This window comes from Rhizobium sp. MHM7A (genome assembly GCF_005862215.1).
Taxonomy (GTDB): domain Bacteria; phylum Pseudomonadota; class Alphaproteobacteria; order Rhizobiales; family Rhizobiaceae; genus Rhizobium; species Rhizobium bangladeshense.
In genome coordinates this window covers 1,286,352-1,310,844 of sequence record NZ_VCHT01000001.1, presented here as the reverse complement: position 1 = coordinate 1,310,844, position 24,493 = coordinate 1,286,352, and the positions used below count along the sequence as shown (strand labels likewise).

The 24,493-nt window shown below is 52.5% G+C and carries 28 protein-coding genes; 15 read left to right on the top strand and 13 right to left on the bottom strand.

What is annotated here, in order from left to right:
* Nucleotides 1-514: 514 nt before the first annotated feature.
* Together FFR93_RS07465 and FFR93_RS07460 are read left to right on the top strand one after the other, a co-directional pair.
* Nucleotides 515-1,465 carry a hypothetical protein gene (locus tag FFR93_RS07465; RefSeq protein ID WP_138392711.1) on the top strand — a complete coding sequence of 317 codons (951 nt, stop codon included), beginning with the start codon at nt 515-517 and terminating at the stop codon, nt 1,463-1,465.
* A 32-nt stretch (nt 1,466-1,497) separates the two neighbouring features.
* Nucleotides 1,498-1,827, top strand: coding sequence for a hypothetical protein (locus tag FFR93_RS07460; protein ID WP_138392710.1), 330 nt, complete (start codon nt 1,498-1,500; stop codon nt 1,825-1,827).
* Nucleotides 1,828-1,887: 60 nt separating this feature from the next.
* Here the strand turns inward: FFR93_RS07460 and FFR93_RS07455 are convergent, their stop codons facing one another.
* Entirely contained in the window at nt 1,888-2,826 is a 939-nt protein-coding gene (locus FFR93_RS07455) for a hypothetical protein (RefSeq protein WP_138392709.1), read from the bottom strand.
* A gap of 178 nt (nt 2,827-3,004) precedes the next feature.
* Here FFR93_RS07455 and FFR93_RS07450 point away from each other — a divergent pair, with 178 nt between their 5' ends.
* Complete coding sequence (locus tag FFR93_RS07450; RefSeq protein WP_138392708.1) at nt 3,005-3,385, top strand: hypothetical protein; 381 nt, start codon at nt 3,005-3,007, stop codon at nt 3,383-3,385.
* A gap of 18 nt (nt 3,386-3,403) precedes the next feature.
* A complete protein-coding gene (locus FFR93_RS07445) occupies nt 3,404-4,105 on the top strand; it encodes a hypothetical protein (protein ID WP_138392707.1) in 702 nt (233 codons plus the stop codon).
* A 56-nt stretch (nt 4,106-4,161) separates the two neighbouring features.
* Here FFR93_RS07445 and FFR93_RS07440 read toward each other — a convergent pair whose 3' ends face one another.
* Nucleotides 4,162-5,181, bottom strand: a complete 1,020-nt coding sequence (locus FFR93_RS07440; protein ID WP_138392706.1) for a hypothetical protein — start codon at nt 5,179-5,181, stop codon at nt 4,162-4,164.
* A 247-nt stretch (nt 5,182-5,428) separates the two neighbouring features.
* On the opposite strand from FFR93_RS07440, the gene FFR93_RS40755 reads away from it, so the two are divergent.
* From FFR93_RS40755 to FFR93_RS07425, 4 genes are all read left to right on the top strand, one after another.
* Complete coding sequence (locus tag FFR93_RS40755) at nt 5,429-5,569, top strand: hypothetical protein (RefSeq protein WP_171049130.1); 141 nt, start codon at nt 5,429-5,431, stop codon at nt 5,567-5,569.
* 173 nt (nt 5,570-5,742) lie between these two features.
* Entirely contained in the window at nt 5,743-6,198 is a 456-nt protein-coding gene (locus tag FFR93_RS07435; RefSeq protein ID WP_138392705.1) for a hypothetical protein, read from the top strand.
* Between the two features lie 96 nt (nt 6,199-6,294).
* Nucleotides 6,295-6,699, top strand: a complete 405-nt coding sequence (locus FFR93_RS07430; RefSeq protein ID WP_138392704.1) for a hypothetical protein — start codon at nt 6,295-6,297, stop codon at nt 6,697-6,699.
* A 387-nt stretch (nt 6,700-7,086) separates the two neighbouring features.
* Nucleotides 7,087-7,509 (top strand): hypothetical protein, encoded by a 423-nt coding sequence (locus FFR93_RS07425; RefSeq protein ID WP_138392703.1) that lies wholly within the window; start codon nt 7,087-7,089, stop codon nt 7,507-7,509.
* Between the two features lie 13 nt (nt 7,510-7,522).
* Here the strand turns inward: FFR93_RS07425 and FFR93_RS07420 are convergent, their stop codons facing one another.
* From FFR93_RS07420 to FFR93_RS07395, 5 genes are all read right to left on the bottom strand, one after another.
* Nucleotides 7,523-8,014: a hypothetical protein gene (locus FFR93_RS07420; protein ID WP_138392702.1), complete on the bottom strand. Its 492-nt coding sequence runs from the start codon at nt 8,012-8,014 to the stop codon at nt 7,523-7,525.
* Nucleotides 8,015-8,025: 11 nt separating this feature from the next.
* A complete protein-coding gene (locus FFR93_RS07415; RefSeq protein ID WP_138392701.1) occupies nt 8,026-8,472 on the bottom strand; it encodes a hypothetical protein in 447 nt (148 codons plus the stop codon).
* A 24-nt stretch (nt 8,473-8,496) separates the two neighbouring features.
* Nucleotides 8,497-9,216 carry a hypothetical protein gene (locus FFR93_RS07410; RefSeq protein WP_138392700.1) on the bottom strand — a complete coding sequence of 240 codons (720 nt, stop codon included), beginning with the start codon at nt 9,214-9,216 and terminating at the stop codon, nt 8,497-8,499.
* 461 nt (nt 9,217-9,677) lie between these two features.
* A complete protein-coding gene (locus tag FFR93_RS07400; protein ID WP_138392699.1) occupies nt 9,678-10,415 on the bottom strand; it encodes a hypothetical protein in 738 nt (245 codons plus the stop codon).
* Between the two features lie 176 nt (nt 10,416-10,591).
* Entirely contained in the window at nt 10,592-10,927 is a 336-nt protein-coding gene (locus FFR93_RS07395) for a hypothetical protein (protein WP_138392698.1), read from the bottom strand.
* 355 nt (nt 10,928-11,282) lie between these two features.
* Between FFR93_RS07395 and FFR93_RS07390 the strand changes: the two genes are divergently transcribed.
* The gene (locus FFR93_RS07390; RefSeq protein ID WP_138392697.1) at nt 11,283-11,639 is read left to right on the top strand and encodes a hypothetical protein; all 357 of its coding nucleotides are present in this window, start codon (nt 11,283-11,285) and stop codon (nt 11,637-11,639) included.
* A 47-nt stretch (nt 11,640-11,686) separates the two neighbouring features.
* On the opposite strand, the gene FFR93_RS07385 is transcribed toward FFR93_RS07390, so the two are convergent.
* Complete coding sequence (locus tag FFR93_RS07385) at nt 11,687-12,823, bottom strand: hypothetical protein (RefSeq protein WP_138392696.1); 1,137 nt, start codon at nt 12,821-12,823, stop codon at nt 11,687-11,689.
* 505 nt (nt 12,824-13,328) lie between these two features.
* On the opposite strand from FFR93_RS07385, the gene FFR93_RS07375 reads away from it, so the two are divergent.
* Nucleotides 13,329-14,165, top strand: a complete 837-nt coding sequence (locus FFR93_RS07375; RefSeq protein ID WP_138392695.1) for a nucleotidyl transferase AbiEii/AbiGii toxin family protein — start codon at nt 13,329-13,331, stop codon at nt 14,163-14,165.
* Between the two features lie 177 nt (nt 14,166-14,342).
* Here FFR93_RS07375 and FFR93_RS07370 read toward each other — a convergent pair whose 3' ends face one another.
* The 4 genes from FFR93_RS07370 to FFR93_RS07355 all read right to left on the bottom strand — a co-directional run bounded on the left by FFR93_RS07370 (nt 14,343) and on the right by FFR93_RS07355 (nt 18,261).
* Nucleotides 14,343-14,828 carry a hypothetical protein gene (locus FFR93_RS07370; protein ID WP_138392694.1) on the bottom strand — a complete coding sequence of 162 codons (486 nt, stop codon included), beginning with the start codon at nt 14,826-14,828 and terminating at the stop codon, nt 14,343-14,345.
* 124 nt (nt 14,829-14,952) lie between these two features.
* Entirely contained in the window at nt 14,953-15,945 is a 993-nt protein-coding gene (locus FFR93_RS07365) for a metallophosphoesterase (protein WP_171049128.1), read from the bottom strand.
* A 1-nt stretch (nt 15,946) separates the two neighbouring features.
* Complete coding sequence (locus tag FFR93_RS07360) at nt 15,947-17,881, bottom strand: AAA family ATPase (protein ID WP_171049127.1); 1,935 nt, start codon at nt 17,879-17,881, stop codon at nt 15,947-15,949.
* A 38-nt stretch (nt 17,882-17,919) separates the two neighbouring features.
* Nucleotides 17,920-18,261: a hypothetical protein gene (locus FFR93_RS07355; protein ID WP_138392691.1), complete on the bottom strand. Its 342-nt coding sequence runs from the start codon at nt 18,259-18,261 to the stop codon at nt 17,920-17,922.
* A 155-nt stretch (nt 18,262-18,416) separates the two neighbouring features.
* On the opposite strand from FFR93_RS07355, the gene FFR93_RS07350 reads away from it, so the two are divergent.
* Both FFR93_RS07350 and FFR93_RS07345 read left to right on the top strand, forming a co-directional pair.
* On the top strand, nt 18,417-19,019 hold the full coding sequence (locus tag FFR93_RS07350; protein ID WP_138392690.1) for a hypothetical protein: 603 nt from the start codon (nt 18,417-18,419) through the stop codon (nt 19,017-19,019).
* Nucleotides 19,020-19,471: 452 nt separating this feature from the next.
* The gene (locus tag FFR93_RS07345; protein WP_138392689.1) at nt 19,472-21,670 is read left to right on the top strand and encodes a DotA/TraY family protein; all 2,199 of its coding nucleotides are present in this window, start codon (nt 19,472-19,474) and stop codon (nt 21,668-21,670) included.
* A gap of 38 nt (nt 21,671-21,708) precedes the next feature.
* Here FFR93_RS07345 and FFR93_RS07340 read toward each other — a convergent pair whose 3' ends face one another.
* The gene (locus FFR93_RS07340; RefSeq protein WP_138392688.1) at nt 21,709-22,368 is read right to left on the bottom strand and encodes a hypothetical protein; all 660 of its coding nucleotides are present in this window, start codon (nt 22,366-22,368) and stop codon (nt 21,709-21,711) included.
* 296 nt (nt 22,369-22,664) lie between these two features.
* On the opposite strand from FFR93_RS07340, the gene FFR93_RS07335 reads away from it, so the two are divergent.
* From FFR93_RS07335 to FFR93_RS07325, 3 genes are all read left to right on the top strand, one after another.
* On the top strand, nt 22,665-23,186 hold the full coding sequence (locus FFR93_RS07335) for an HNH endonuclease signature motif containing protein (protein ID WP_138392687.1): 522 nt from the start codon (nt 22,665-22,667) through the stop codon (nt 23,184-23,186).
* A gap of 8 nt (nt 23,187-23,194) precedes the next feature.
* Nucleotides 23,195-23,635 carry a hypothetical protein gene (locus FFR93_RS07330; protein ID WP_138392686.1) on the top strand — a complete coding sequence of 147 codons (441 nt, stop codon included), beginning with the start codon at nt 23,195-23,197 and terminating at the stop codon, nt 23,633-23,635.
* A 119-nt stretch (nt 23,636-23,754) separates the two neighbouring features.
* Nucleotides 23,755-24,291, top strand: a complete 537-nt coding sequence (locus tag FFR93_RS07325) for a hypothetical protein (RefSeq protein WP_138392685.1) — start codon at nt 23,755-23,757, stop codon at nt 24,289-24,291.
* Nucleotides 24,292-24,493 lie beyond the last annotated feature (202 nt).

The window sequence follows — 24,493 nt, the reverse complement described above, 5'->3', positions numbered from 1 at the left end:
AATCCTCTGATATGGTTTACATCGCGGTTAATTGGTGCATTCCCGCCACACCTTCCACCGGTTGTTGAATTCCTTCTAGTGGCTTCAGTGAACAGGTTCAACGAGACTTTCGATCATCTTGTAAGGACAGGTTTTATTACCAATTCCATAGAAAATGAGTGTCATCCACCGACTTTCTGCGCACAGAGTTCAAGCTCCGCATGCCAAGTGGGCAAAGGAAATCGGCCGGAGGATCGACAAGGCGAAAGTCGGCGGTATTCGCCCTGTAGGCCTGCCAGAACCAGGTCAATCGTTTGCGATTGGAACTACTTGCTCGATGTCGCAGCACGACCGTCGACAACTCATCAGAGCTATGATCCGTTCATTACGGAGCCGGGGTGTTCTCGGTGGTTGGTTCTAACATGACGATCACGCCGTCGATCCACGCAGCGGTCGCAGAACGAAACGATGCTTCCGTCCTGGAGTTATGCGACACCTGCAGTTAACGTAGTTCAAACCAAGCGGGAGAACTCCGTTGCAGAGAATTATCGGAAGAGCTGGCAAGGACTTCAAAATTCAGGCCGAAGGATCAGCTTGGGAAACAGGTTACGGTGTCTACTTCGAACACGACAACGGAAAGCGGGGTTCCGTTCAATTCGGAGTTCATCTGACGTCTTCTATGCAGCTGATCAGTATTCCTTACAGGCTTCACGGCTCGGTTTCTCAAAATGAATTCGATATCGCCAAGGAGATCGTCTCGGAAGAATTGGAATCAAACCCGTCCGTTTTTCATATCCTCGAAAACGGTCGGACTGAGCGTGATCGGCTCAAACACGCGCTTAAGCAGGCGATGGAATTCAACCACGTCACCTCGTCCGATCCTGAGGCCATCGCCCTGGAGAAGCGAATTTCCGATCTGTCAGCTATCATAAAGGTCTCTACCGCTTGGGCGCACGAGCCCTCGAAGGCTCCATACAAGCAGTTTCTGACGGACTATCGATCCTCGACCTTTGAAAGCTCTACCTCGATACCTGACACCTGCCCCGTCCATAAATCGATGGGTCCGTATGATCTCGTTTCTCATGTGCGGAAGCTCGAACCAGAGGTTGGTTCCATTGTAGTCATCCCGACCGGTGACGCATTGTCGCGGGTGCCGTATGCCGTTGCTGAGAGACGCGACTATGACTGGCCCCTCCCTTGGAAATTTCCCGATGAGGAGACAAAATGGGTTCATTTTCACCGATTGGATTTCAAGCAGGATCGCTCTGAGCGCGCCAAGGATATCCTTTCCAGACCGGACACACTGGCTCTTGTTTGGACTCGTCGAACCGATGCGGCTGCATTTGAGCGAATTGCGTCGGTCATCGGTCGTGATGGCAATGACCCTCGCTTGCTTATCGGCTCACCCGAAGGAACCCTCAGTGGACGAGTGAGCGCCATCCGGTTAGCGATGGAAGCAGAGCCGACGCTCGCTCCGGCTATCTAAGCCTCGCTCTAACATTCGAAAGGAAGCACCGTATGGCCAAGCACGACGATTTCTCATGTGACCCTTCGAAATGGTCGCAGGACAAGCTCTTAAGAGAGCGCCGGAACGGCATGCCTGCTGTCGTCGCCGAATACGAACGGCGCATAGGTGAAAGCGAGCCGCAAGCCACTGTACCTCATGTTGTCCAGAAACGTTACGACGATTTCTCCTGCGACCCATCCAGATGGTCCGACGACAAGCTCTCCAGGGAACGCAGGAATGGGATGCCTGCTGTCGTCGCCGAGGTCGAGCGACGCGCAAACGAGCGTGAGATAGAGCAAGAGTCAGAAATTACGTCGGTGTCTGGCTTCTCGTTTCGCTAACAGAGCCTCGTAAGCTGGAGCTTTTGCACCTTTGGCATCCTTCGACTCCGGATGATCCCATCACGGCATGCCGATTGCTTGTTCAGCGATTTTTGATCGAATGTAGGCGGCGACCATTGGCATGGCTGCGCCCTTATCTTCACGAGGGGAGTTGATGCCTTGAATGTACTCTCCTTTTCCGTCAAGCAAGCGGATGCCCTCAAATTCATCTTCGTTGACGTAGATGCTGGCGAGGATTTCAGACCATGGAAGCCGTTTCACTACTGGCTCATCCTTATCCTTCCCAATTTCCAACATGTACAGCGCCTGCTCAGTAGCGGCCCAACCTCGATGCAGCAAATCTTGAGGGATATCTTTCATGAACTCGAACGCGTAACCGAATTTTTTGTGTTCCGCCTTCAAATCCTTCCAATCGCGATAAGCGTTGGTGAAGCAGAAGGTGGTCACCGCCGCAAACGTGGGGAGCACACTGTAGTGTATAAGTGAGGCCAAGTATCCTAAGCCCTGCTCCTTGAATGCAACCACTGCAACAATCGGTACAGCGAGCCCGCAGGCGATTGAGTTGAAGACAGCCTCTCCAAAGCGGCCGACCTTATCGAACTTCATGAATTTGTAGTAATACTGCCTCTTTTTCCAATTGGTCGAGAACCACTTTCCGTCTCTCAAGATCAGGAAACGTACGCTTTCGTGATTAGCCCTCACTGCATTTTCGAGGAGTTCTCTGACTTTCTTGTTTGCAGTTTCCAGATGGTGGTTGATGTGCTGCGCTCCGTCTCTGGTTGCGCCTTCGAAATTGATTGCCGTGGCTAACATATAATACGACCTCAGTTTTCTGCCATTATCCGACTGCATTATTTCGGCCGCAACGTTCACCCGCGTGCGATCTCTATTGCCAAATCTCATTGGAGGACGGATGATTTTCCTAATGCGTTCTCCAAAGGATTTTAGAATGGTGCTTCTCGCTCTTGCTGTCGCCTCTACCTGGATCGTCGTTGTCATCACAGCGGTAGTTGTTCAGACGGTTTAATCGTCTTTTTTGAATGTTCGCAGTGTGTTGAAGGTGAGGCCGTGAACCACTAAAAGGTCGACGATCACTGTCGCTGTCTCGTTTGAATCCTTGTTTCCCGGGCGTAATCCTCTAAATTGGAGGAGAAAATTTAGGATAGGATCACCATCAATGCGCATCGTTGATCGCCAAGAATTCCTTGCAATGCCCGCTGGCACTGTGTTTGTGAAGTTCCCCGCACAACCGGCTGATGGTACCCATATCGATCTTGGATATGATAGTGCCATTTGCATCAAGGAAGACACGGTCGGGAGCGACTTCATCGTCCAAGAATTGCTTCCCAATTTTGAGGATGTGAATGACGGCGGGGATTGGGCGGATGTGATGTCGTCGATGCTTGAGGGGAACGTTTCGCCGCCCTTGGATTACGAGTGTACCGCTCGCGACGGGCTATTCGACGAGAATCAATTGTTCCTGGTGTGGGAAAAGGCCGATCTGGAGCGCATGATCGGTCGGCTGAACGCCGCGCTTCTCTCTGGTTATGGCCTCTGAATTCGGACGGACAATTTCATGACATCCAATGTTTCCAACGTCCGCCTGCCTGTCTTCGATCTCTATGAGATTCCAGGCCGATTGAAGGTCGATCTTCTTGGATCACTGTCCGGGAAGCTTGAAAATGTTCGTTCTGCCACCCTTCGAAATGAAGACAAAGCCTTTGCGGAGATCACGATCTCGCCTGACGCAATGAAGGGCTTCACGCAGAGCGCTTATCTATCACCTGGTGAGTTGATCGCTGCGCTGGCTTTCGAACTGGCGAAGGTTTTATGGTTCTGCTCCTTCATTTGCTTGGTGGGGTCGATCTTGTTTTCCGTATCGGGAGGCTTTGTCTCTACCGAGGAACCTCTGAAGTTCTATGTGCGCGTGGGCTTTTGTGCGGGTCTCGTCGTTGCAATGGTTGGACTGTCGTTCCATCTCGTACCGATGCTTAAAGACGTCTGGGTCATTGTTGAAGTCATGCTCGGACGGCGCATTCCAGGCTGCACTACCATTTTGACCGGAGCTGTCAATTATGTGGCGGCGATTGGAGATAAGGGTATCTACTTTTCCGTCTCTTCATCTCCGGATTCAAAGCAATTTGTCGCCTGGCATGAAATCGACCGCGTTGAACTGACACCGCGCGGCAGCTGGCAGACTCTGGTTTTGCGGGATCAGAATGACCGTCAGCTTGGCGTCATGCTTTCCCCTTACGCTGGCGACCTGAAGATTGAGTAAATCTACGATGTCATTCACGAAAAGCGCCTGCAAGCTGCAAACCAGCTAGTCGACGGCTAATCATCCGCGTTCCCGATCAAGCGATCCAGATTCCGCAGTGATGGCTTGTGTGTCCTCGATGTTGGCTGCAGGAGTGTGACTATTAGTTCCAGAACATAGTCCGGAGCGTCGATATAGTGGCCAGCAATCAAAACCTGTGTCCGTCTCCGATCTTCTAGCTCTTCCGTTCCGCAATCTTCGTCAAATATGCCTTCCGGAGCATTCTCGTTCAGAGCATAGGCTATCAGTTCAGACCACGAAAGGAATCCATGCCAGGCGGCAACCATCGCCTCGATAGCGTCCGCCTCCATATGGAATTCATTGAGCAGGGCACTCCGGATCGCCATTGGCCTGCTTTCGTCTCTTGGAATGACAGGATTGTCGAGTTTCTTTGCGTGCCTTTTGATCGTTTCAGCAGAGGCCTGGAACTGCATCAACAGTTCAACCGCCCCCGGAACATCGTCCTCTGCCGCCTCGACTAGCAATTCGCGCGGATCGTAATCACTATCATGTATGCCGTGAGCAAAAATGAATTCCGCCAAAGCAAGCTTGGCAGGTCCATAATCCTCCTCGACGGCTTCTTCGAGAAGTTCCCAGGCGCGTTCCAGGTTTATCCGATTCCGATACATCCCCGTTTCGTACCCTTTCGCGAGGCGCACGTGGGCGTCGAGATGGCCGAGTTCCACCGCGCGCTCCAACGCGTCTATAGCCCGTCGTGGCTTACCGCCATCGACAAGGCATTCGGCGGCAAGTGCGAAATAAGCGTTCCCAGCCAGATTATCGTCATATCCGCGTGCTGCCCGACGCAGGAGCATCGCTCTGTGTCCCGGCTTCGGTTGCTCACGAAAGAAAAAGCTCGTTGCGCAGACGATAGCTGCGAGTTGATCGTCTTTTGCCGCCTTATCCAAGAACCTAAAAACATCTTGGGGAGTTTTGTCACCAAGGACATCTATGATCATACCGGCTAAAGGGATAGCTTCATCGTTATCCCTTTGCTTCACGGCTTCACGAAACAGATCGAGCTTTGATTTGTGCATCGAATTTAGACCCCCTATTCGCGCACATTACAAAGGTCTCGAACGATTACAAGGGGCAGTTAAAAGATGCAGTTGTCCGTGATTCAAAATGTAAAATGAAGGATTCATTTTGAATCAGGGAAGGCTGGCCCGCCTCATATTAGGGGTTAAACCTGATCACTGGTGTCTTCCAAACGGATACCTGTTTGACGGTGAAGCCAGTGCTATCTCCAAGCGGCCGTGTGCTCAGGTTGGTCAGTTCCGGGTATTGGACCAGTACGTGGGCATGTCGGCGATGCTCGAAATCTATAAGGTCTCGGAGGACGGTATAGTTCGCGCTGCTGCCTACCAGGATGACTACGAGGTCGGGTTTGTCGTTGACGAGAAGGTCACGACCCTGCGGAACTGAAGGCTGCCTTCGGGGTGAAATAACCTAACTAAGCGAGCGAAACCTTCTGTTCGCTCGCAGCCTTTCAACCCGCCTCTTGTCTTTCGTGCTCTACCCGGATGTCAGCCCCGCCAGCAGGCATTGTATCGTTCAAGGTATGGAGTAAACTGGCTCAAGTGCCAGGAGAATTCCTCATGCTTGAAAGTGAACGCCAACAGGCCCTCAATCTCATCGCCGCCGCCCGTAGTGAGTTCGAGGCCTCGTCATGGTGGACAAGCGGGAAGAAATCCGATTCCGCCCGCCGCTCCTTCGCGAAGGGCGTATTGCGTGATATCGAGCAACATCTCGACAGCCTCATGAATGGCGTTCAGTCCGTCGAGCGATTGCTATCAAACCTTAAGTTCCATTTTGAAGACGAGGAAGTCTATTACGGCATGAGCGTTGGATTTAAGCGCTCAGGCCCGGGCAAGATCGTCTGGATCAACATCGAGGGTGCTACCGACCCCATAGAGGCAAGTAAGTTTGCTGCCACATCAACGAGAGTTAAGCACCTGAAGGCTCAAGGGTATCGTGAATATGGAATCAGCCCCCTCAAGTCTTGGCGAACCAAGGCGAGTGCTCAGGCTGACATGGCCGGACCCAGGAGATAGTCAGCCAGTTTGTCTCATCAACAAGCTTAGCTTGCCTACGGCTTTGACCGCAGCGAACGATGGGGTTAGGATTTGGCGCAAATCGGAGAGTGAAAAGTGCCACTTACCCCAGACCAGCGCGAAGCCGTTCAGAAAGCCTTGAAAGACACCGGGATCAAGGTCGAATATCTTATCCTCGGGCCTGACGAACGAACTCCAGTGCGTACTGACACGGCAGGTTATCTGGACTGGTGCCTCGACAAGAGCGAAGACCGCGTTTCCGCTCAGATTGCTCTCGAAGAAATCGGGAACGTCCGCATTTCGACCGTTTTCATAGCGGCAACAATCATCAATGGAAACGAGTGGATGGCCAAGAGGCCTTTTGAAACCATGGTCTTTGAAGAAGGGCGTAACCTGGGAATGACCCGCAAATACGCTACATTCGAGGAGGCTGAGGTCGGTCACGCAGAGGTCATTGCAGAGGTTCTGGCACTTTCAATTTCAAAGCGTCCTGGGCGTTGAGCAGGTAAAGGTGATTGAAGCCGTCTTGCCAAATTCATCCTTTGGCTGGATCACCACGGTTTTATTCGTCACCGCGACCGCACCCTTTGGAACAGTGGCTTTTCTGCTCACATTGACAGAGAAGGTCTTTGACGCCTGGGCATCACCGGCTGCATCGGTGCCGACGATGGGGTATAGAGACCGACGGCCGCTGCCGGTGCGTCAATGCCGAGGCCGTCTTGCCACGTTCCCTGCTTCACATAAGAGACCGCTCCGATAGCGTAGCTGGTGTCGACTGCGAGGTTCCTGCTCGCGAAACTCACGAGTTCCTTGCTCTTCCGCTTATCGGCGTCTTGCCCTGGCGGCGGGCCAATTTATCCTGAATGAATGTGATAGAGAGGAATTCTTATGCCCGTTCATCGTGGAACACCATTATCCTTATCTCCGGCCCAAAAAGAATTCGTCAGGGAGCTTTTCGAGACACCGGACGGCAGCCGAGTGCCTCGAACTCGGGGCCAAAACGTCAAATTCAATGATGGAATTGCCGCCGCCCGGGATGCTTTCCTGAAGGACTCGTTGGAGCAGTTGTCATGGGTGACCGATCCGGATGGGATAGACAGCCTCAATGAGAAGGAACACGACACAGCTACTTCTGCCGCCTCGCTCATCACGAACATTCTGCACTTCGCCGGTGCAGCTGGCGTATGTCCGATGGAGGTCCTGGAGACGGCTTTAACTGGCTACAATGCCCAGCGAGGTCAGGATGGTGAGTTCCGCCTTGTCGCAGAGTTTGTCGGCGAATTGCTCGATACGGCAGAGGGCCGCGCATAGCGCGGCCCATGTCTTATAGCGTCGGGATGTTGCTTTCTACACGTAACTCGGCCAACCGGTCACTAAGGCGTGCAATGTAAGCATCAGAGTAGGCCACGATACTTTGATGTATCATCTCGGCTGCCAGAACTGCTGCATCCCCTTCGAAGGCGCGAATGGCAGCTTCTCCCGACCGTCCCCCGAAATTGACCCAGACGGTTTCCACAGTGTTTTCGAGCTTTGCGATCAGTCGCTCGGAGTAAACAATCTCAACTGCTTCCGTTGTTGGCTTCTCTGGTGCCGCACAATCACGCTGCACGGCACAGAATGCGTCAGTCCAAGACCCGTGGATGTAGGAAACCAGTTTCATAAGCTGCCTGGCTTGGATCAATCGTGCCCTATACGGCAAATTATCACCGCTTGAGGCAGCTCTTGCTAAAGAGGCGACATCATCCCTGATGAGATTGAGGTCTCGGACGGCATCCTGATAAACGGCAGAATTGTTTTTATGTGGGTCAGCGTTCATTGGCCATCACCTCAACGAATGCCAAGCTGATGCCCAGTATTCGGGTTTGGATCGAAACGATTTTCGATGTCGTCGAGCCAAAGCGATGCGGGGTCCGCCGTGTTGTCGAAGCGGACCAATCGAACGGCCATCGAGGTCACCAGATCGTCGCCACCCTCAACCACCGGACGAAGCTCGCGGACGAATGCTACAGGCACGTAATCCTTTATCTGAATTCTGAACGACATAGGCAGGCCGCCTGAAAGTGCTTCCTGGCTCAGATATCGACCATTTTGCGTTCCGATCATCGTATCTAAAAGGGCCGCCGGGTCTTCCGTCTCGTAGATCGGCTCGAATTTGTCGAGATTGAACTCCGAATCCGCTCCCATGCCGCCATCATCAGGATCGTCCTCGTAATGAAAGACGTGCAGGAAGCAGCCATCGTTGGGGTTCATGAATCCATAGGAAATCTTTTGCATTGAGACGCACCTTTACTCGTTCTTTTATGCCGTATCACCTTCGGCTGCCTGCGACACCAAGGAAGTGCCCGCAGTTTCGCAATGTAGGCGAAGGTCGATAAACATCCCTTTGGTGAGGGGTTCGATCAAAGCATGAATGGTTTTCAGCTTGTCTGGGAATCTGAGACCGTGCTGATCAATCGAGGTTTTGGTTATGATGCTCTCAAATGGTCTCGATGGGAGGTACGGCACCCGATCTCTTCCTGCCGCGACGATGGTTGCGCAAAGTGCGCTGAGTGCGTCGTGATTTCCCGAGGTATAGAGGTTATGGACCTTCCTCTCGATTCTAGCGCGAACTTCAAGCTCACCAGTCGGTTGGGCAAGAATGAATATCTGATTGCCATTATGAGCCATTACGCCTTCGACCAAGTCGACAAAGGCATCTTTGAGTTCAAACTCATCCGACGGTTCAGATGTCGCTTCGCTGAATACCTGGATTGCCTTCGGAATCCGGCCGTCAAGCTTTGTCGTTTTCGGCTCGCTTACTTCGGCTGGCGGCTCAGGTCGCTCTGACGGTTGCTCAGAACCGAGTGCATTCCGAGCTATCTCGGCGATAGTCGCCTGAATTTCGAGAAGGACATCGTCGTCAACGTCGTCGAGAGCGTTGCCGATACCCTTTCGCTTCCGCAGGTCCTTTAAGATGAGACCAGCTGCGCGAGCGGCCCAATCCTCACCAGGTGTCGTTTGCTCTGCAAGCGTCGTCATCTCATAGTTCATCGGTATGTGCAGTCCCTGTGCGCAAAGGATTTTCGGAAAATCCTCTCGGTCGTAATTTCTTACGTATTTAGCGTGTCCCAACCTGATCTACAAGGATTTCTGCAAGCTGAGGGAATCCGCACGTGCGTAAATTCATCCTTTTCCCATTTCCACGGTGGCCCGGCGAACTACGACAGTGCCAGCCATCTTGTCGTGAAGGCTCTTGTTCTGCATATCACCCATTAGGATCAAGGGGCCGAAGACTGTCAGAAACGAGATCACTCTTGCGAAATACCGTTTGGTTGCGTTCCTAACGGAGAGGCGGTTGAGGTTGTCGTCCCTGACCTCGATCTTCAGAAGAAGTTTTCCAGGTGTCGCAGAGTTTCCATCGGCGCACCTTCGTCCCTGGGGATATCCGTGGGTGCGCCGAACGTCAGAGCATTCGGAATGCCGATAATGCACCTTATCGGTCACTGCCTGGAAGTGACGACCTTTAGAGCGTTGCAATATTCCTTAGATTTTACTTCGGGGCACGCACCGACGATATAGTCCAGACGCTGATGAAGCTCGACTTCCGAGTCAATCTTTGACTCGATGCTTCCTTTGACATCGCCGATAAACACAGCGGTGATCAGAAGGGTTGCGAGGAATGCAACTATGTTTGCGCCGATGGTGGTCCATACAAAGAGTTCGATGCGCTCCGAGACAGTCGACCTTCGCTTTTCATTGCCGTTCTCGTGATAGGAGACGCAGAAGCCCAGGATCATCGTCGCGATCAGAACCCAAGCTGGGCTTGCATCTTTTAGCGTTGATCCGTATCCCTCGATCAGGCGGGTCCAGGCGAAGTTTAGCCAGAATGCAGAGAAAACGAAAACGGGCAGACGTCCCACAACATCGATCTGTCGCGGCATGAGATCGGATAGCACGAACGTGAGAAGGCCGCTTGCCAAAAGGGTCACGCCGAACGTCGTGAATGGTTGTTCTTTGACTGCAAGACTCAAAAACGTCGGTAAACCATTGATTAAGCCTGTGACGTGCAGAATGGCCAGAACAATGGCCATGATCGACACATTGAGGCACAGCCTTTCCTTGAACGGCATCGGCGTATACGTTTTTTCAGATTGGTCCGATTTCGCGGTTTCAGTTGCTTTCTCGGCAGCGTCAGAAATTAGTTTGACGGGTTCTTCGGTCGAATTTCCTGCGGACATGGTCGCTCCTACTGAGTTTTCGGAGCATGGCTTAAAGGAATTCTTCGGAGTAAGCAAGATTTCTTCCGCAAATTCCTTGCTTACTCTTTTAAAAGATGTGCCCAGCTCGCTGAGCGGACCTCTTCAAGGAGTTCTAAGGGACCATCACATCCAGGCCGCGAGATGCTCCTATCCAATTAGCAGAACTTGTAGCGGTCACTAAACCTTGCATACGGTCCGTCGTACCATAGGAGGCCTTCTTCATCGTCTTCATCGTCTTCTGCCACCTCCCGTTCTCCTTTGAGGTCAGCGAGTTCCTCCGGTGTTGCCTCAAAAGCGATAGCGACCAGGCGGCTCAGAGGTGTGTAACCTGACATCTCGTCGTCAAACTCGGCGTCCGCACCGATATAGTCCTCTGCAGCGGCATCGAGTGCTGCCATTGCCTTTTCAGGTGAGACTTCCGCATCACCGTTCCCAATCCAGAAAGCGCGAGCTGCAGCTGCCATGCCGCGTCCGACGTCGTGATTTCCCATGTTCATTTCCTTGCTTTTCTTGTGACTAAGGAGATGATGCTGGCGGCGATAAGGAATGTCTATACCGCCCCATGAATTGACTCTGCACCAATCCAACCTTTCATGAACCCATACGTTTAAGTCAGCCCGCTGTCTTTGCGTTGCCGTTTTGCATTTGCATCCATCGCTTCTAGCCTTGGAGGAAGCTCATCTGGGTGCCACAGCTATGATCTTGTACCACGGGACTAACAGCTCCTTCGACGCATTTACTGACGAGTATTTCGGCCAGGTGGCTGAAGGCCCGCAGAGCCGTCTGATGGGCATATGGACGAGCTTGACGCCTGTATTCCCAATGTCCTTCGCGCAGGATGTGTTGGTGTTGAAGATCGACACCCATCGGGTTCTGCAAATCCCTGCAGACGTTTTCAGACACCTTTCTGCTGACCTTTCCGGAAACCTTGATAGCGAATACGATGGGCTCTACGTCCATCCTTCGGTCAAATGGCGAGCATCAGGCTACGATCTTGTGGCTGCGATTGAGCCTAACGGTTCAATTGGCGACGTTATCGTCCTCAATCCGGAGAAGACCACGATCCTGGAGCGTGTTCCATCTCTCGATGTTGATCGGCTGCTTGAGCTTGAAATCGATCATTGGGACGACCGGCTCATGAGCCAACGTAGCAGGTTCGTCGAGTCTCTTTCTGAGACCGTCCAGTACAAGATGGCTATGTGAGTCAGAGGCCGCTTGACCTCTGCCTACGACGCTTCCAGCTTCTGCCGTCATACACTTGGTTTCGATAGTCTCATCGTCGCGGCGATTACTTCAGCTTTCTCGACAAGCTCGGTTGCCCACGTATTGGTCGCAGATGGGCAGAAACGTGTAACATCGTGGTTCTCGATGACCCGATAGGCTAGCGCGATAGAGCTGTAGTCCTGATCCATCTCTTCAGGGATTCTGTCATCTCTTGGAGTGATGGCCATAAGACGTTCTGCAACCCCCTTTCCACCAGCGGTAATGAAGGCAGTTGCGACTTCAACCGCAGCCTCAGGACTTACATCGAACGTTTTGACCAGGTCTCTAATGTAGGACAAGTCCGGGTCCAGGGGCCGTCCCGCAGCGATTTCTGCGTAGCATTCGAGCATCGATGCGGGTCCTACTGCCCACGGTGTCGTATTCAACCCCCAGGCTGCATATCTCGATCTCGGCTCAACTACATAGGCAAAGGTGATCCCGTCGACCGCGCTTGCCGCAAACAAAAGCTGTTCTTCGCTTAATTGAGTGTTGAGCTGGACTGCTTTGCCTACTACGCCTGCTTGATAAGCTTCCAGGGCGGCCTGTCGCATTTCAGGCGTTTCCTCTTTCGGATCGTTCCACGCTCTGATCAACCCGTCCTGCTTCGTTTCGCGCCAAACCTTAGTGAATTGCTTTTGGTCGTAGATAAGGGCACCGGTCACCGGATGAGCATGTTTGCTATTGACCGCGAGGTAGCCGGTCGCCGCCTTGACGAAGGTTGTGTCATAGAACTCGCTGATCAATTCGACGTCGGCCTGCGCCTTAGGGACGTCGCGAGCTAATACGTTGCTCGTGAGCGACTGCACGTAGCCTCTCGCTTCTTTCCACACGGCTGTATCCGTCACGAAATATTCTCGACGGTCGCGCCCTCCTCGTCCGCCGGTGAACATCACGGCAAACGGCTTATCTTCGAAGGTTAGCGCGAAGACAGTCACGGTTCGACTGCCATCGGAGGTGTAGCCAAGTTTCGTGTGAACAAGGAGGCTCTTGGTGTCCAAGTCCTTGTACGCAGGGTCACCGAATTCCTGTTCGAGATTCAAGACTTCAGGCAAGACCTCAGAAAAGTCCTTGTACCAGAGTGTCGACGAAAGAGAAGGTAGCGCGTAAATCTCATTTGGTGTCATTTTATACTCTCTGGTAACGCGTGAAGATTTTCCGAAGGATGATCCTGGAATTTGTATGGCACAAGCTCCCTCTGGAATGTTTGCGTTTGCATTCTTGCCTATTATCGGTTGTCCGAATTCCCGTTGTGGAAACAAGGCTCATCCCCGGTAACTGGCCGAACTAATCACCATCAACTGAGAGACGTTGTAGTGGAGTTTGCACCATGTGCTTCTTGCAAGTTTTATGCTATTATCGTGTTCAAAATAAACGTAAGCGTTTGGATGCTCATTTCGATGCCATTACCCGTCACACGAAAAATGACCGCCGAAATGGGTAGACCCGCACCCTCGAACATCGCCCGTCTGTATCACGAGGCATTTGACCGATACGAACTTCAATGTTTTTGGTCCACGAAGAGAATGGACGAGCCGAAATTTTCGGACGTTCTTGATGCAGTTAGTCGCCTGAAGCGGGATGGTGATATGGTTGCTCGTCGCCTCGCCGTCGAAATTGAGAAAGCCGCCTATGCCGCTCTATAAGGTTCAACGTCTTGCTCTGGCAGCCATTTCCTCTAATCGCCATCCCGGTAGCCATGTCGTTGGTGGCACGGTTATAAATCTGGATGGTTCGCGTTTCTCGCAGGATATCGATATTTTTCACGATCTTGCGACCAACCCTGACCGGGTTAATCTACTTCGCCAGTCTGTTTTGCGGGATGAAGCAGCGCTACTTGCAGCTGGCTTTGTTGTAAATTGGCAGTCTGCTCACCCTGAATTATACGAGGCTGTCATCGAAATTGATGGCGAAAAAACAGCTCTTGAATGGCGCATCGACAGCGACTTCCGCTTCTTCGATGCAGTTCCAGACGAGGTATTCGGATTTACGCTGCATAAGTTCGATTTGGCCACGAATAAGGTCCTGGCGGCTGCAGCCCGCCACGAGCCGAGAGACGTGCTTGATCTGATCCATCTGCACGAAAACGGAATACCTTTCTCGGCGATGGTTTGGGCCGCTCCGGCAAAGGACCCCGGGTTCACTCCAGAAGGACTGATCGCCGATCTTCGGCGGAATGCCGTTTATCGGCAGGATGACTATGACCGTGTCATTGGAATTTCTGAGATCGATGCGCGCGAAGTGGGGCGCAAGTTTAAGCTCATGCTTTCGGATGCAGCAGAATTTGTTGCAACAATGCCCGCCGAGCTGGAGGGCTTAGTTCATCTTTCAAACGGTTTGGTCGTGCAGCCTGATCCGTCCAAGCTGGAACAGTATGAAAGCGTTGCAGCTAGGCGGCATGCGCACTGGCCAAGTTCCCCAGAAATCGCCAGCGCAATGATTAGGACCGAGCTTAAGCCGAAGTCCTAAAACAAATAAACGGGCAGGTCAGAACGTATTCACTCCCGTAGCGCGTGAAGCTCTTGGCACGATGACGCCGGAGCTTGTAGGTCACAAACTTCGGCGTCTAATAGACTGCTCATCAGCTGTAATGACTGGCAAACGGTATCCTAGCCTATTTTCCTAATAGGAAATTAGGCTAACGGGTCATTCCTCGTCTGGCCCCTCGCCCGGCGGGATAATGCGCTTCACCAGGTCGCGGGGATGCTTGTGCTTCTTATCGCCCGCCCAGGCGAAGCGACCGTCTTCATGCCAGTAGCCATCATTGTCCCCGGTAGATGTAAAATGCACGTCGCGTCTAGAAGAGACCTTTAGCGGGCCTTCCATCACGCCTATCCGGTTCCAGAAATGGTAGCCGATGCGTCCGCGCTCCAAAGGCAGAGCGGCTTGTTTATCGGTCAGCGCAGGCGGCGTAAATGCGTCGATCTCGTTCATGCGGAGCGATGCGGAGTAACCGTGCATTGACGATCCGACCTCGGCGGAAATTTCAATTCCGATCTCTTGCTCATGATCGATCAGCTTGAGGGTCGGTTGGCCGTTTTTGTCTTTACCTTCTTCGACTTGCACGTCTTCGTGGAGAAACCTCCCAAGGAGTTCTGCAAGCTGCGATGCCGATTGTTTGCTATTGAACATGAAAAATTCCTTCGCTCGATTTTTGCGCTTTTCGTCGCCATATGTAACGAGTTTATGCGCTTCTTCAAGGTCTCGCGAAAGGAATTCTCGATTTTTCCATGCGCTGATTAGTGAGAGCGAGGGATTAACCTAAAACGGTTTCTGCTCGAATTTTCGCTTGTACGGTCGCGAACAGGCCCATGACGATATCCCTGACGTCCTGAGGTGTCTGATCCCGCTCGAATTTCTCTTCAATCTCCTCACGGGCAACTGAACCATCATCGGTCTTCTGCATCTCCATCGCGTCTTCAGCCTGGAGAATGGCGACGAAATCGCTGTCGTCATTCATCGTCTTTACAGAACCGGGCTCACCTGGTGAGACGGCGTCGATGTATTTGCCCTTGAGATTGAAGACACCTTGTTTATGGGGAACCACGATCTTTTTCAGTGATCTGGTTGGTGAGAATTCGTAAACGCAGGGCTCATGTTCGAGGGCGTCGATCTCCTGGCGTGTGATATTGCCTGGATTGAACCATGTGGTCTCACCGACAGCTGCTGGCGGCTTCGAGAGGTGCATATGACCATTTACAGCCAACCGGCATCCCTTAATCTCCGTAAGCGGCTCTGCGCCCGGATACGGGTTTCCAAAAGCCAGGTCGTGATGGGTAATCCACACAATCATGTCAGGCTTACCGAAATACATGCGGACGTCGGTCGGGATCGCCTGATCATAAGGCGTCGCTCCCAAGCCAACCGTCTTCCCGTCGATGCTGAACGTTTCGACTGGACCGGCGTCCAATGCGACGTGCATGGTGCCGTTGATAGCATATGACATCAGGCTGTCCTGATCGTTCAGAACCTTGTCCTTCTTGTCGTGGTTTCCGACGTTTGAGATTGGTTTGTACTTCGCCTTCATCAGGATACGAGCCAAGCGGTTTTCGATCCACTTTGAGACTACGTTCTTATCGAACATATCGCCAAGGAACACAGGCACCAGGTCATTGCTGTTGGCGTGCTCGATAATGAAATCAAGTTTACCAAGAACGGTTTCAGCAAAGTTGTCGTCCAGCCGTCGTCCTGGCGTCGCGTGATCGAGATGGGGGTCTCCGATAAAGAGCAAACCTTTGCATTCACGCATTTTACGCTCCATGCCGGTGAGCAGTGAACACGTGATGGTCGGTCACCGCTCCACCGCAAAGGGGGCATGCATTGCCCATCTCTTCGACTGTCTTCTTGATTTGTTCATCTACCTTCTCCAGATCGACCTCGGTGCAACGAAGCTTCTCACTCGTTTCCACCTTTTTCCGACGAAGCTCTGCAAGACGATCCCGGGTTCTGCTCCAATCCCTGGTGTCCTTGACGACGGGCACAGCGGCCGGAAGTCGTTCGAGCAGTCTCAGGCCCTTTCCGAGCTTTTGCCGCCGGGCTTTCTTCTGGCGCAGAGAGGTTGCAATGGCCGACATCGCTTCAGTGGACTTGATCACAGGCTCCCGATCCGGCAGCGCTGCAAGGATTGCGAGAGTCTGTTGAACTTGCTGCTGCTGTTCCCGAAGCTTGTTGAGTGAAGCAACGATATCGCTTCGCTTTTCGGAAACACGCATCTGTTCAATCAAGGCTTCGAGCTGCCCCGGGTCCGGAAGCCTCTGAAGAATGGCCTTCTTTGCTTGCAGTTGAATAGCCTGGGCTCGCAGCTGTTTGATCTTGTTTACGAGCGCCTCAGCCTGTCTGATGCCGTCGGCGTGCTGCTCGATCTCGACGCCGAACCGTTCAGCGTCATCGAGCTGCGACGAAAGGGCAGACACCTGCTCAAGCGTGGAGATACGCCTCAATACATCATGCATCTCAGCCTCACCGTCACGGATCAGCTTCCGGTCGGCCGTCGACGTTTCCTTCTGGAGTTTGATCATCGCCTGGATGTGGCTCGTTTCCTGACCAATGGACAGAACGGTCGCACGAACGGAACCGGGCTTGTCGAGCAGGAAGATTGGGCTCTTTTGCTTGATGATCTGCGGCTCATGCCCTTCAATCGGCCCAATACCGGTGATGTCGCTGACCCAGGCAGGGACCTCAGAGCCACCCGTATCATAGACGATGCCGTTCTCCGCCACGGAGGTCCCGTCAGCCGAAACCAGTTGCCAGACCTCGACGTTCGGCTTTCTCTTCGGGTTCCGGCTCCAGCGGAGTACCCTACCCGCTTCAAACCCGATCTCGACCACACATTCAGTCGCTCCCTTGGTGATCAGGCCGTCACGACCTTCACCGAAGAAGACGGCACGCATGGCACGGATGATGGTGCTCTTGCCGTGATTGTTCGGACCGGTCAGTGCTGAAATGCCCGGGGAAAGGTAGATCGTCTCGTTGTGGAAGCCCTGAACGTTGATGAGCTTGATGTAGCGGATGCCAGGCTCGTCTTCGCCCCAGCGGTACCGGGTCCCGTTGATGATGTGAGCGCCGTCTTCTGCTTTCGGATGCCCTGTCAGCCTTGCGACCGTGACCCCATCCGTGTTGCTGCCGTTTTTCTTTTCGAAAACCGACATATCGTGGTGAGAGATGGCGAAGCATTGGAAGCCAATCTTGCGAGCTGCATCAGCCAAGACGCTGTAGAATGACTGGACACGATGGTTTTCTACCCAGCAGTCACTCTCGTCCAGGAAAACGATGCGTCGAGCTTTGGCCTTGGCAACAGCGATCAAACGCAGACCGAGGACGATAACGTTTGTCAGTGCGCCACCCTGATCTTCAAAAATGTCTTCCCGTTCGTCTCCGCCGAGGTTTGACATGATGTCGAGCCACGGCTGGTTCCGCTTAATCGTCAAGTCGAGAGCGATTGGGCTTTCCCCGGGCATAACTTCCGCAACAAGGGCGCTAAGCAACCGTTCGAATGTTCCGAGACGCCGTAAATGCGCTGCCTCAAGGAGTTCTTGCAGAAATTTCTCGACTTCCGGCTTTTTCAGCTCCCGCCACTTCGCTTCACCGACGTCTTTTTCGAGCTTTTCCTTGCGTGCCAGCGAAGCTTTCAGTTCGCCTTGAGCCATACTGATCGAATGACGCAGTTTCGCGATCAGTGAACGCATTTCACTGTCGCCTGCCGAAATCACGGAAGCAATGACATTCATCGTTGAGGCGGAGTCCGGCTAGGCGGTGACTGCGGCCTGGAGATCGCAACCTGCTCTGGCGTACCAGCCAGCTGACGATAAGCTGCATCGATCTCATTGATGATGCTTACGAATTCGTCAACGACAGCGGTGTTGTCCACCCACGCGTCGCTGATGATCTTTTCCATGCCTTCTTGGTCACTGGTTCCAAGGAGTTCCACGGCAGTCGCTTCCTCATTCTGGATTTCCGTGTCCAGACGATCTTGCTCGGCGGAAAGCTTGATCTGCGCGGTGCGCAAGCTGTCATACCTGGGGCGAAGCTGCTCTAAAATGCGGATGTTTTCAGCGTCATTTTTCATGGGAATTCCTTTTGCGGAAAACTTAGGAAGTTAATGCGTCACTGTCAATGCGAGGTGCTCAATCGCTTCCCATGCGGCTGACATAATTTCCATTGTTTGCAATCTGGCAACGTTCCGGTTTATGATTCTCTAATCACTCTCGCAGAGAACTTTCCATGCCGAAAAAAGAAAAACCTGTTGAGGGAATTAGCGTTCCCGTAGAGGACAAACTTAGCATCAAGTCGACGCTGAAGAATGATCTGCTAGGCGCTGAGGACTGGAAGCGTAGCAAAATTGGCTATCTTACCGGATTCTCGGCTTTTTCACGTATGGGAAAAAGCTTCGTAGGAAATATTGGTGATTCTTACGGTCGAACGGCCGCGCTTTGGCGCAATCTGTTTCCGCCAAATTCCGACCTGCCCGAGTTGCCTGCTCCAACGGATGGAGAGACTGCATATTCACGTTTTTCGGCCGCTCAAAGGCAGCATGCAAGAAGTGACACGGATATCTTGCGCTCGATTATAAATACGAGACGTTCGGCCTATTTCTATTTGGCAATCGCTTTTATCGGGCTAATCTACGCATCGGTTTCCATCTATGTCTGGCCGCCAACCGGGCTTATTGATGTCGCTTTCCGCTTCTGCGTCCCGGCCTTGCTCTTGGTTTTCACGATTAGAGCTGCGTATACAAACTGGATGTTTAGAAATAAAGCATTGTTTACCCTGAGGGAATTTTTCCTGTCGGGTGAGTGGCTACCTAAAGACAATTTTAAAAAATAAAGGCCCCGATCAACCGAGGCCTTTACTTGATTAGATTACACCCATTCATCGGTACTCGGGAAATTTTTCGCACCATTCGATGTTCCTATATTTGGCCCAACGCTCCGAGCTGTCCGCTGCGAAGTAAGCCGGGCAAAGGTAAGCCGCGTTTCTGCGCTGACTTGTCTCTACCTGTTCGGCCGTCGGAGTGAAGTATCTGTCAACATTTGCTTTAAGGTTTATCATGCTCTTAGCTGCATGCGGAGCTATCATCGCGCCTGCACATAGGAGCGCTATCGCGCCTATTGTCGATAGGAAGTTCGCTGCAGCCGTCATCATCGTTCTCCTTTACTCTGTTACGATCTCAATGTAGTGCTGCTTTTAAAAAATGTCAACATATGAATCGGAGGGGCTTGTTGCTTTTTTCGCCAGCTCCTAAGCTTTTATGAAGTGTAGACCGTAGAGACGAGAAGATGTTTGATTTACTAGGTATTCCTAAAAGCACGGATATCGCTTACGGGTGGATCGTTAAGCTCTTCGATAGCGCGGAGAGTGCGCCGCTCGGAGCGGCGTTCGGCGTCTTCACCTCGTCCCTCGCGATCTTGGGCGCGATGTTTGTCTGCTGGCATATCTTGGTAGGTATCATTCATTCCGCATATTCCGGGAAGGTTCTAGGCGAGCGCTGGCATCAGATTTGGGCACCTCTTCGAGTGGTGCTAGGGTTTGGACTTATGGTGCCGGTTGGCGCAGGCTTCTCCCCCGTTCATTTCCTTTTGAAGGATGTAATTGGCGTGGCCGCCGTCAATTTGGGTAACGCGCCCATTATGGCCTATCTTACGGAAGCGACCAACCGCCAAACCGAGGGCAAACTTTATACAAATGCTGGCAGCGACATAGTGAACCTAGTTGTTGAACGGGAAATTTGTTACGGCGTGGTAACGGGATATAACGATATTCTTAGTCGCGCTGCCAGCTATGTTGCGGTCGTCTACAGGCCCACTAATGGTGAACCAAATACTCCGCAATTTATGAGTTCAATCGACCCGCCTCCAAGCGCCTGGTATTATGAGAATTGCGGCAGTCTCACGTTGAATCCAGTCGTAAAGCCATCTTCGGAATTCCTTAAGGCGTCCGATGCAGATTTCGACACCTTCAACAGAAAACGCGTCGAAGCCATGACTGCTCTGGTTAAGTCAGTGCAATCGAAAGACTTCATGGACTACCAGAAACTTGGCGAGTACCTTGCCACTCAAGGTGCCTTCGATGACGCTGCGCCGATTACTGACGATCAGGTTCGTTCACTGCAGGCGACGGGAGTTCTGCCAGTTGACCTTGTTTCTAAAACGCTTGCTATAGGTGAAACCTATAATCGTGCGGTCTCCGCCGCAGCGGCAGAACTCTTCAACAAAGCGTCGAAGGATAATGCTGAAACGTTGAAGAAGCGCCTCGTTGACTATGGATTTATGGCGGCAGGTTCATATGAACGTTCGTTGTCGATGATCTCTGGACTTGTTGTTGGTGTTGCCGACGCTAGACCGCAGAGCGTTGATGCTACATTTGCGCAAGCATATGCAGGGCGTATTGCCAAGGCTTTGACTGCAGCCGCTTCTGTGCGGAAGCAGGAGGCTGAACTCGGCGTTTCGACGGGCACCTCTCAGCCTTCTGATGAAAGCGAGTGGAGCACGTTCTTGTTGTCAAAGATTTTCACGCCGAATCTTTTGAACATGAAACTGCAGGCGAATAGCCCCGACCCTATTGGCGACATGATCACTTTTGGACACACGCTTCTCGGAGCTGCTTCGCTAGGGATCGTTGGCTTGGCAGGCATGAGTGCTGGCTCGGGCTTTCTTAGAGGCATCCCAGGTATGGGTGGAGCTGTAGGCGGCGTTGTCGAATACCTGTCTCAGTGGATCGGATATGTCATCATGATATTCGTCGTGGTTGGTATCATGCATTCCTTCGTGCTCCCGATGCTGCCTATGATGATGGTGTTCATTATGGGCGTGAGCTGGCTCGTACTTTTCCTTGAAGCTGCGATTGCCGGTGTCCTTTGGGCATTTGCATTCATCAGAATGGATGGGCAGGAGTTCTTTGATAAGAACCAAGCCCCTGGCGTCACACTGCTCTTCAATCTGCTTCTACGCCCGGCAATCAGTATGCTAGCCTACTGCGGCATGCTTCTGCTCCTTCCTACGTTGTTGAACTCACTTTCTCTTCTCTGGGATCAGTCTTATGGAGTTCAGACGGGGCAGCTGACGTGGCTTTTTGTTTGGCAATGGTTGGCCGGGCTCATTCTGTTCACGTACATGCAGTGGCACCTTACGCTTCGCATAACCTCCGTCATACCGACCATTGCCGACCGCGTCGGACATTGGATGGGCTTCAGTGGCATGCATGGCTATAATGATGGTCAGGAAACATCCCAGGCTCTTGGTGCAATGGGCGCTGTCGCCCTGGCTGCTAAGGCTGCACCGCTTATCCCTGGAGCCAGTGGCAGACGTGGCGGCGGCGGCGGTGGTGGCGGCGGCGGCGGCCCCAGCGAGACCGATAGACTGATCAAGGGAATGGCAGACAAGATGGGCGTCAAAGCGGAGTCGGAGCCGTCCAACACTCAGGCCACGAAAACCGAGGCAAATTCTAGCCAGAAGACCGGCGAAGCTCCTCAGAAATAAGTTTAAAGGCCCCGGAAACGGGGCCTTTTCTTTTGCCCCTACACCGAAAGTGCTGGCGTCGCCTCGAACGTCTGAAGTCCGGTCCGATGCGCTCTACACATCTCATCGATGTCGTCCAGGCCGAGAACCATCGGAAACATCATCTTGACGTTCTTGGCCTGGTCCAATCGACCAGCTACCACCAACTGTGTCGCTTCGTACTCGGCACCGCAAAACTTGAAATTTGAAGGCGCGATCTGCGGGTCATGGAACGCAACCCACCATCCCGTCTTCGCTTCGTAGGTCACGATCCTGGTTATCGCAGATGGAGGAATGATGCCCAGGTAGGTACAGTTTCCGAGCGTCTTCAGTGACCAGTCCCAGGTGCATCCGAGCGATGAGAAATCTTCGAGGAAGCCTGCGAACCACTGGACCTGCTTCTCCTGCGGTTGGTCGTAGATGTATTCCTCGACCTCATTGGGCTTGATGACTCCGGCCTTCCAGGCGAACCAGAGTGCGTCCTCATCTGCGAGCAGTTTCTCCTGGTCCGGCAGCAGGTCTGTGTCGATCTCGATGATCACTAGGTCTTCGGAGTCGTTCTTCCGAGCGTTTGCCGCGAAATGAAGACCGTATGTCTTGGTTAGGTAGACAACTTCGTCGCAGCTTTCAGCATCCCAGTTGGACAGGCGTTCGGCACGCGGGGCCAGACCCTCTTTCATGATTTGGTCGAGGTGTCGGCTGGAGGTTCCGTGATAAAGGCGCATTGAGGTCCTCGGGACTTGGTCACTGTCACGGACTATGTAGCGCATCACTGTGGGATTCTCAATCGAAGTTGCTTTCTGCCTCGGTCAGCCGCTGAGGAGCGGCCTATAACCAAGGAGGTTGCGCTACTATTTCTTTATCGCCAGGCGCTCCAAATTTCGCGGACGCTCTATATGTTGACATAATTATTAGGCTTTTGTTAATTTTTATGTCAACATATAGGAGGCAGAGAAAACCTTTGCCTGGGGTAAGCATGCGTTTCATTTTCGTAGTTCTCCTATCACTGTTCGTAACCGTCTCATCGCCAGTTTCGGCCGGTTTGATCGATACTGGCGCGAAAGCCTATACCGCATATCGGCTCGTAAAAATTGGTGCTACCGTTCTCAAGTATGGGCGACAGCTCCAGTCGATAAGCAAAATTCCACTGAATAGTCGTCAACTTTCTCTCTTGAAAGGGTGTTTCCAAGATCGGAATTGTGCCAGTTATGTGAGCAATCCAAAGACCTGGAACAAGCCGGTCAAAGACGCTCTTATTCGAGAGTGGGAAGCGCAGACAGGATTGCCGTGGCCAAAACATTCGAAAACCATCTACAGCAAACACGGCCGAATTCTTGCTGAAGCTGGCTCCCCATATGAGGCTCATCATATTATTCCAAAAAGCATTGGTGGGCCTCATAGTTGGTGGAATATGCATCCCGTTCCGAGACCGGAACATCAGTCCGTAGTGCACGCAGGAACATCGTTCCTCAACGAAATCATGAAGCTTGCAAGGTGATATAGAATATGAATAAGCAACAGGTTGTTCCCCTTTTCTATGCTGTTGACGCAAGTGACATCGCCGCCCTTTGCCAGGTGACCTCGGTGCACGAGAGTCTTGTTGATTTTTGGCGCTCGAAGGGAAGTGCTGATTATAACCGAGATGTCGATGGAGCGACAATTGAGCCGTTGATCACCAATCAGGTTCTTGGGCCGGACGAGGTCATCGAATTGATCGCCGAACCTACCTACGATACCGAGGCGATAATCAAGCTTGGCGTACCATTTTTCGTCAAACTCGACCGGGAATTTGTAGCGATTACCGACACTGGAGAGGTAGTTCAGGCCAAGCCTGACGGCTCCCCACTTGTCCTTGCTGCTAGCCTCTCTGAGTTCCTGGACAAGGTAACTGAGCGCCCACTATTTTACGACGACTATCTCCCCCCGGGTGACTTCCTCCCGGACTGAGTCTCGAAGCGAGTTGAGTTTCGGTCGCACTAATGTCCCATGGGACAGTCGAAAAATCCTAGTCATCGGAGCTTCGTTCCCTACATTTATAAGCACTCAATACGTACGGGAATTGAAGAATGAAATCCAAGCGTGGATATGACGATACCGCCCACCTTATGAAAATGGCGACCGGCCTCGCCGACGGAACTTTTGTGTCCGTTCATCAAGCGGCTAGACAGATTTTGAACGAACCTGACGGTCCTAACGTGGACCGTCTTCGCCGCAAATATCGTGACTTTCAAAGGAACGGCACGGTAACTGAACTGGCGCACCAGGAAGATGTCACCGATCCTTCAGCGTGGTGGAAACTGCGGTTATCGGATTTTCCCTGTATGGCGAAAACGGCTGTGCAGAACGTGCTTGTTTTCGTTCGAAGCCCTGCGAGCGCGTTTCGCAAGGCGTTGAAGGCTTCATCCCCTGCTCCATTGATGTTTCTGCTGATGGGTGTGGTCATGATCACGGTGCCAGGTGCACGTTTGGCTTTTGACATCTTCACGGGAGTGCAAACGGAAGTTTTGCCAGCCTCCTTGCTTGGAATTTTCTTCGCTGCCATTTGTATAAATGCAGCGACCGTGCTCGTCGAAGAGGACACAGTTCTCTGTGAAACCCAGTAGTCTGTCCTGAAAGGCATGCCCCTGCAGCGATACGGGGCTAAATGCCAAATCCGACAGGACTATTACCGGAATGCTCCAGATGTAGCCGTAACCGGCTTAATGAGCCCTTTGGACTTGCCCTAATGCGGTTTAACCTGGCCTCTGATTAAACAGGATGCAACCATGCCCTCCCAGTTCGACGACACAGATTCTTCCGACCGCC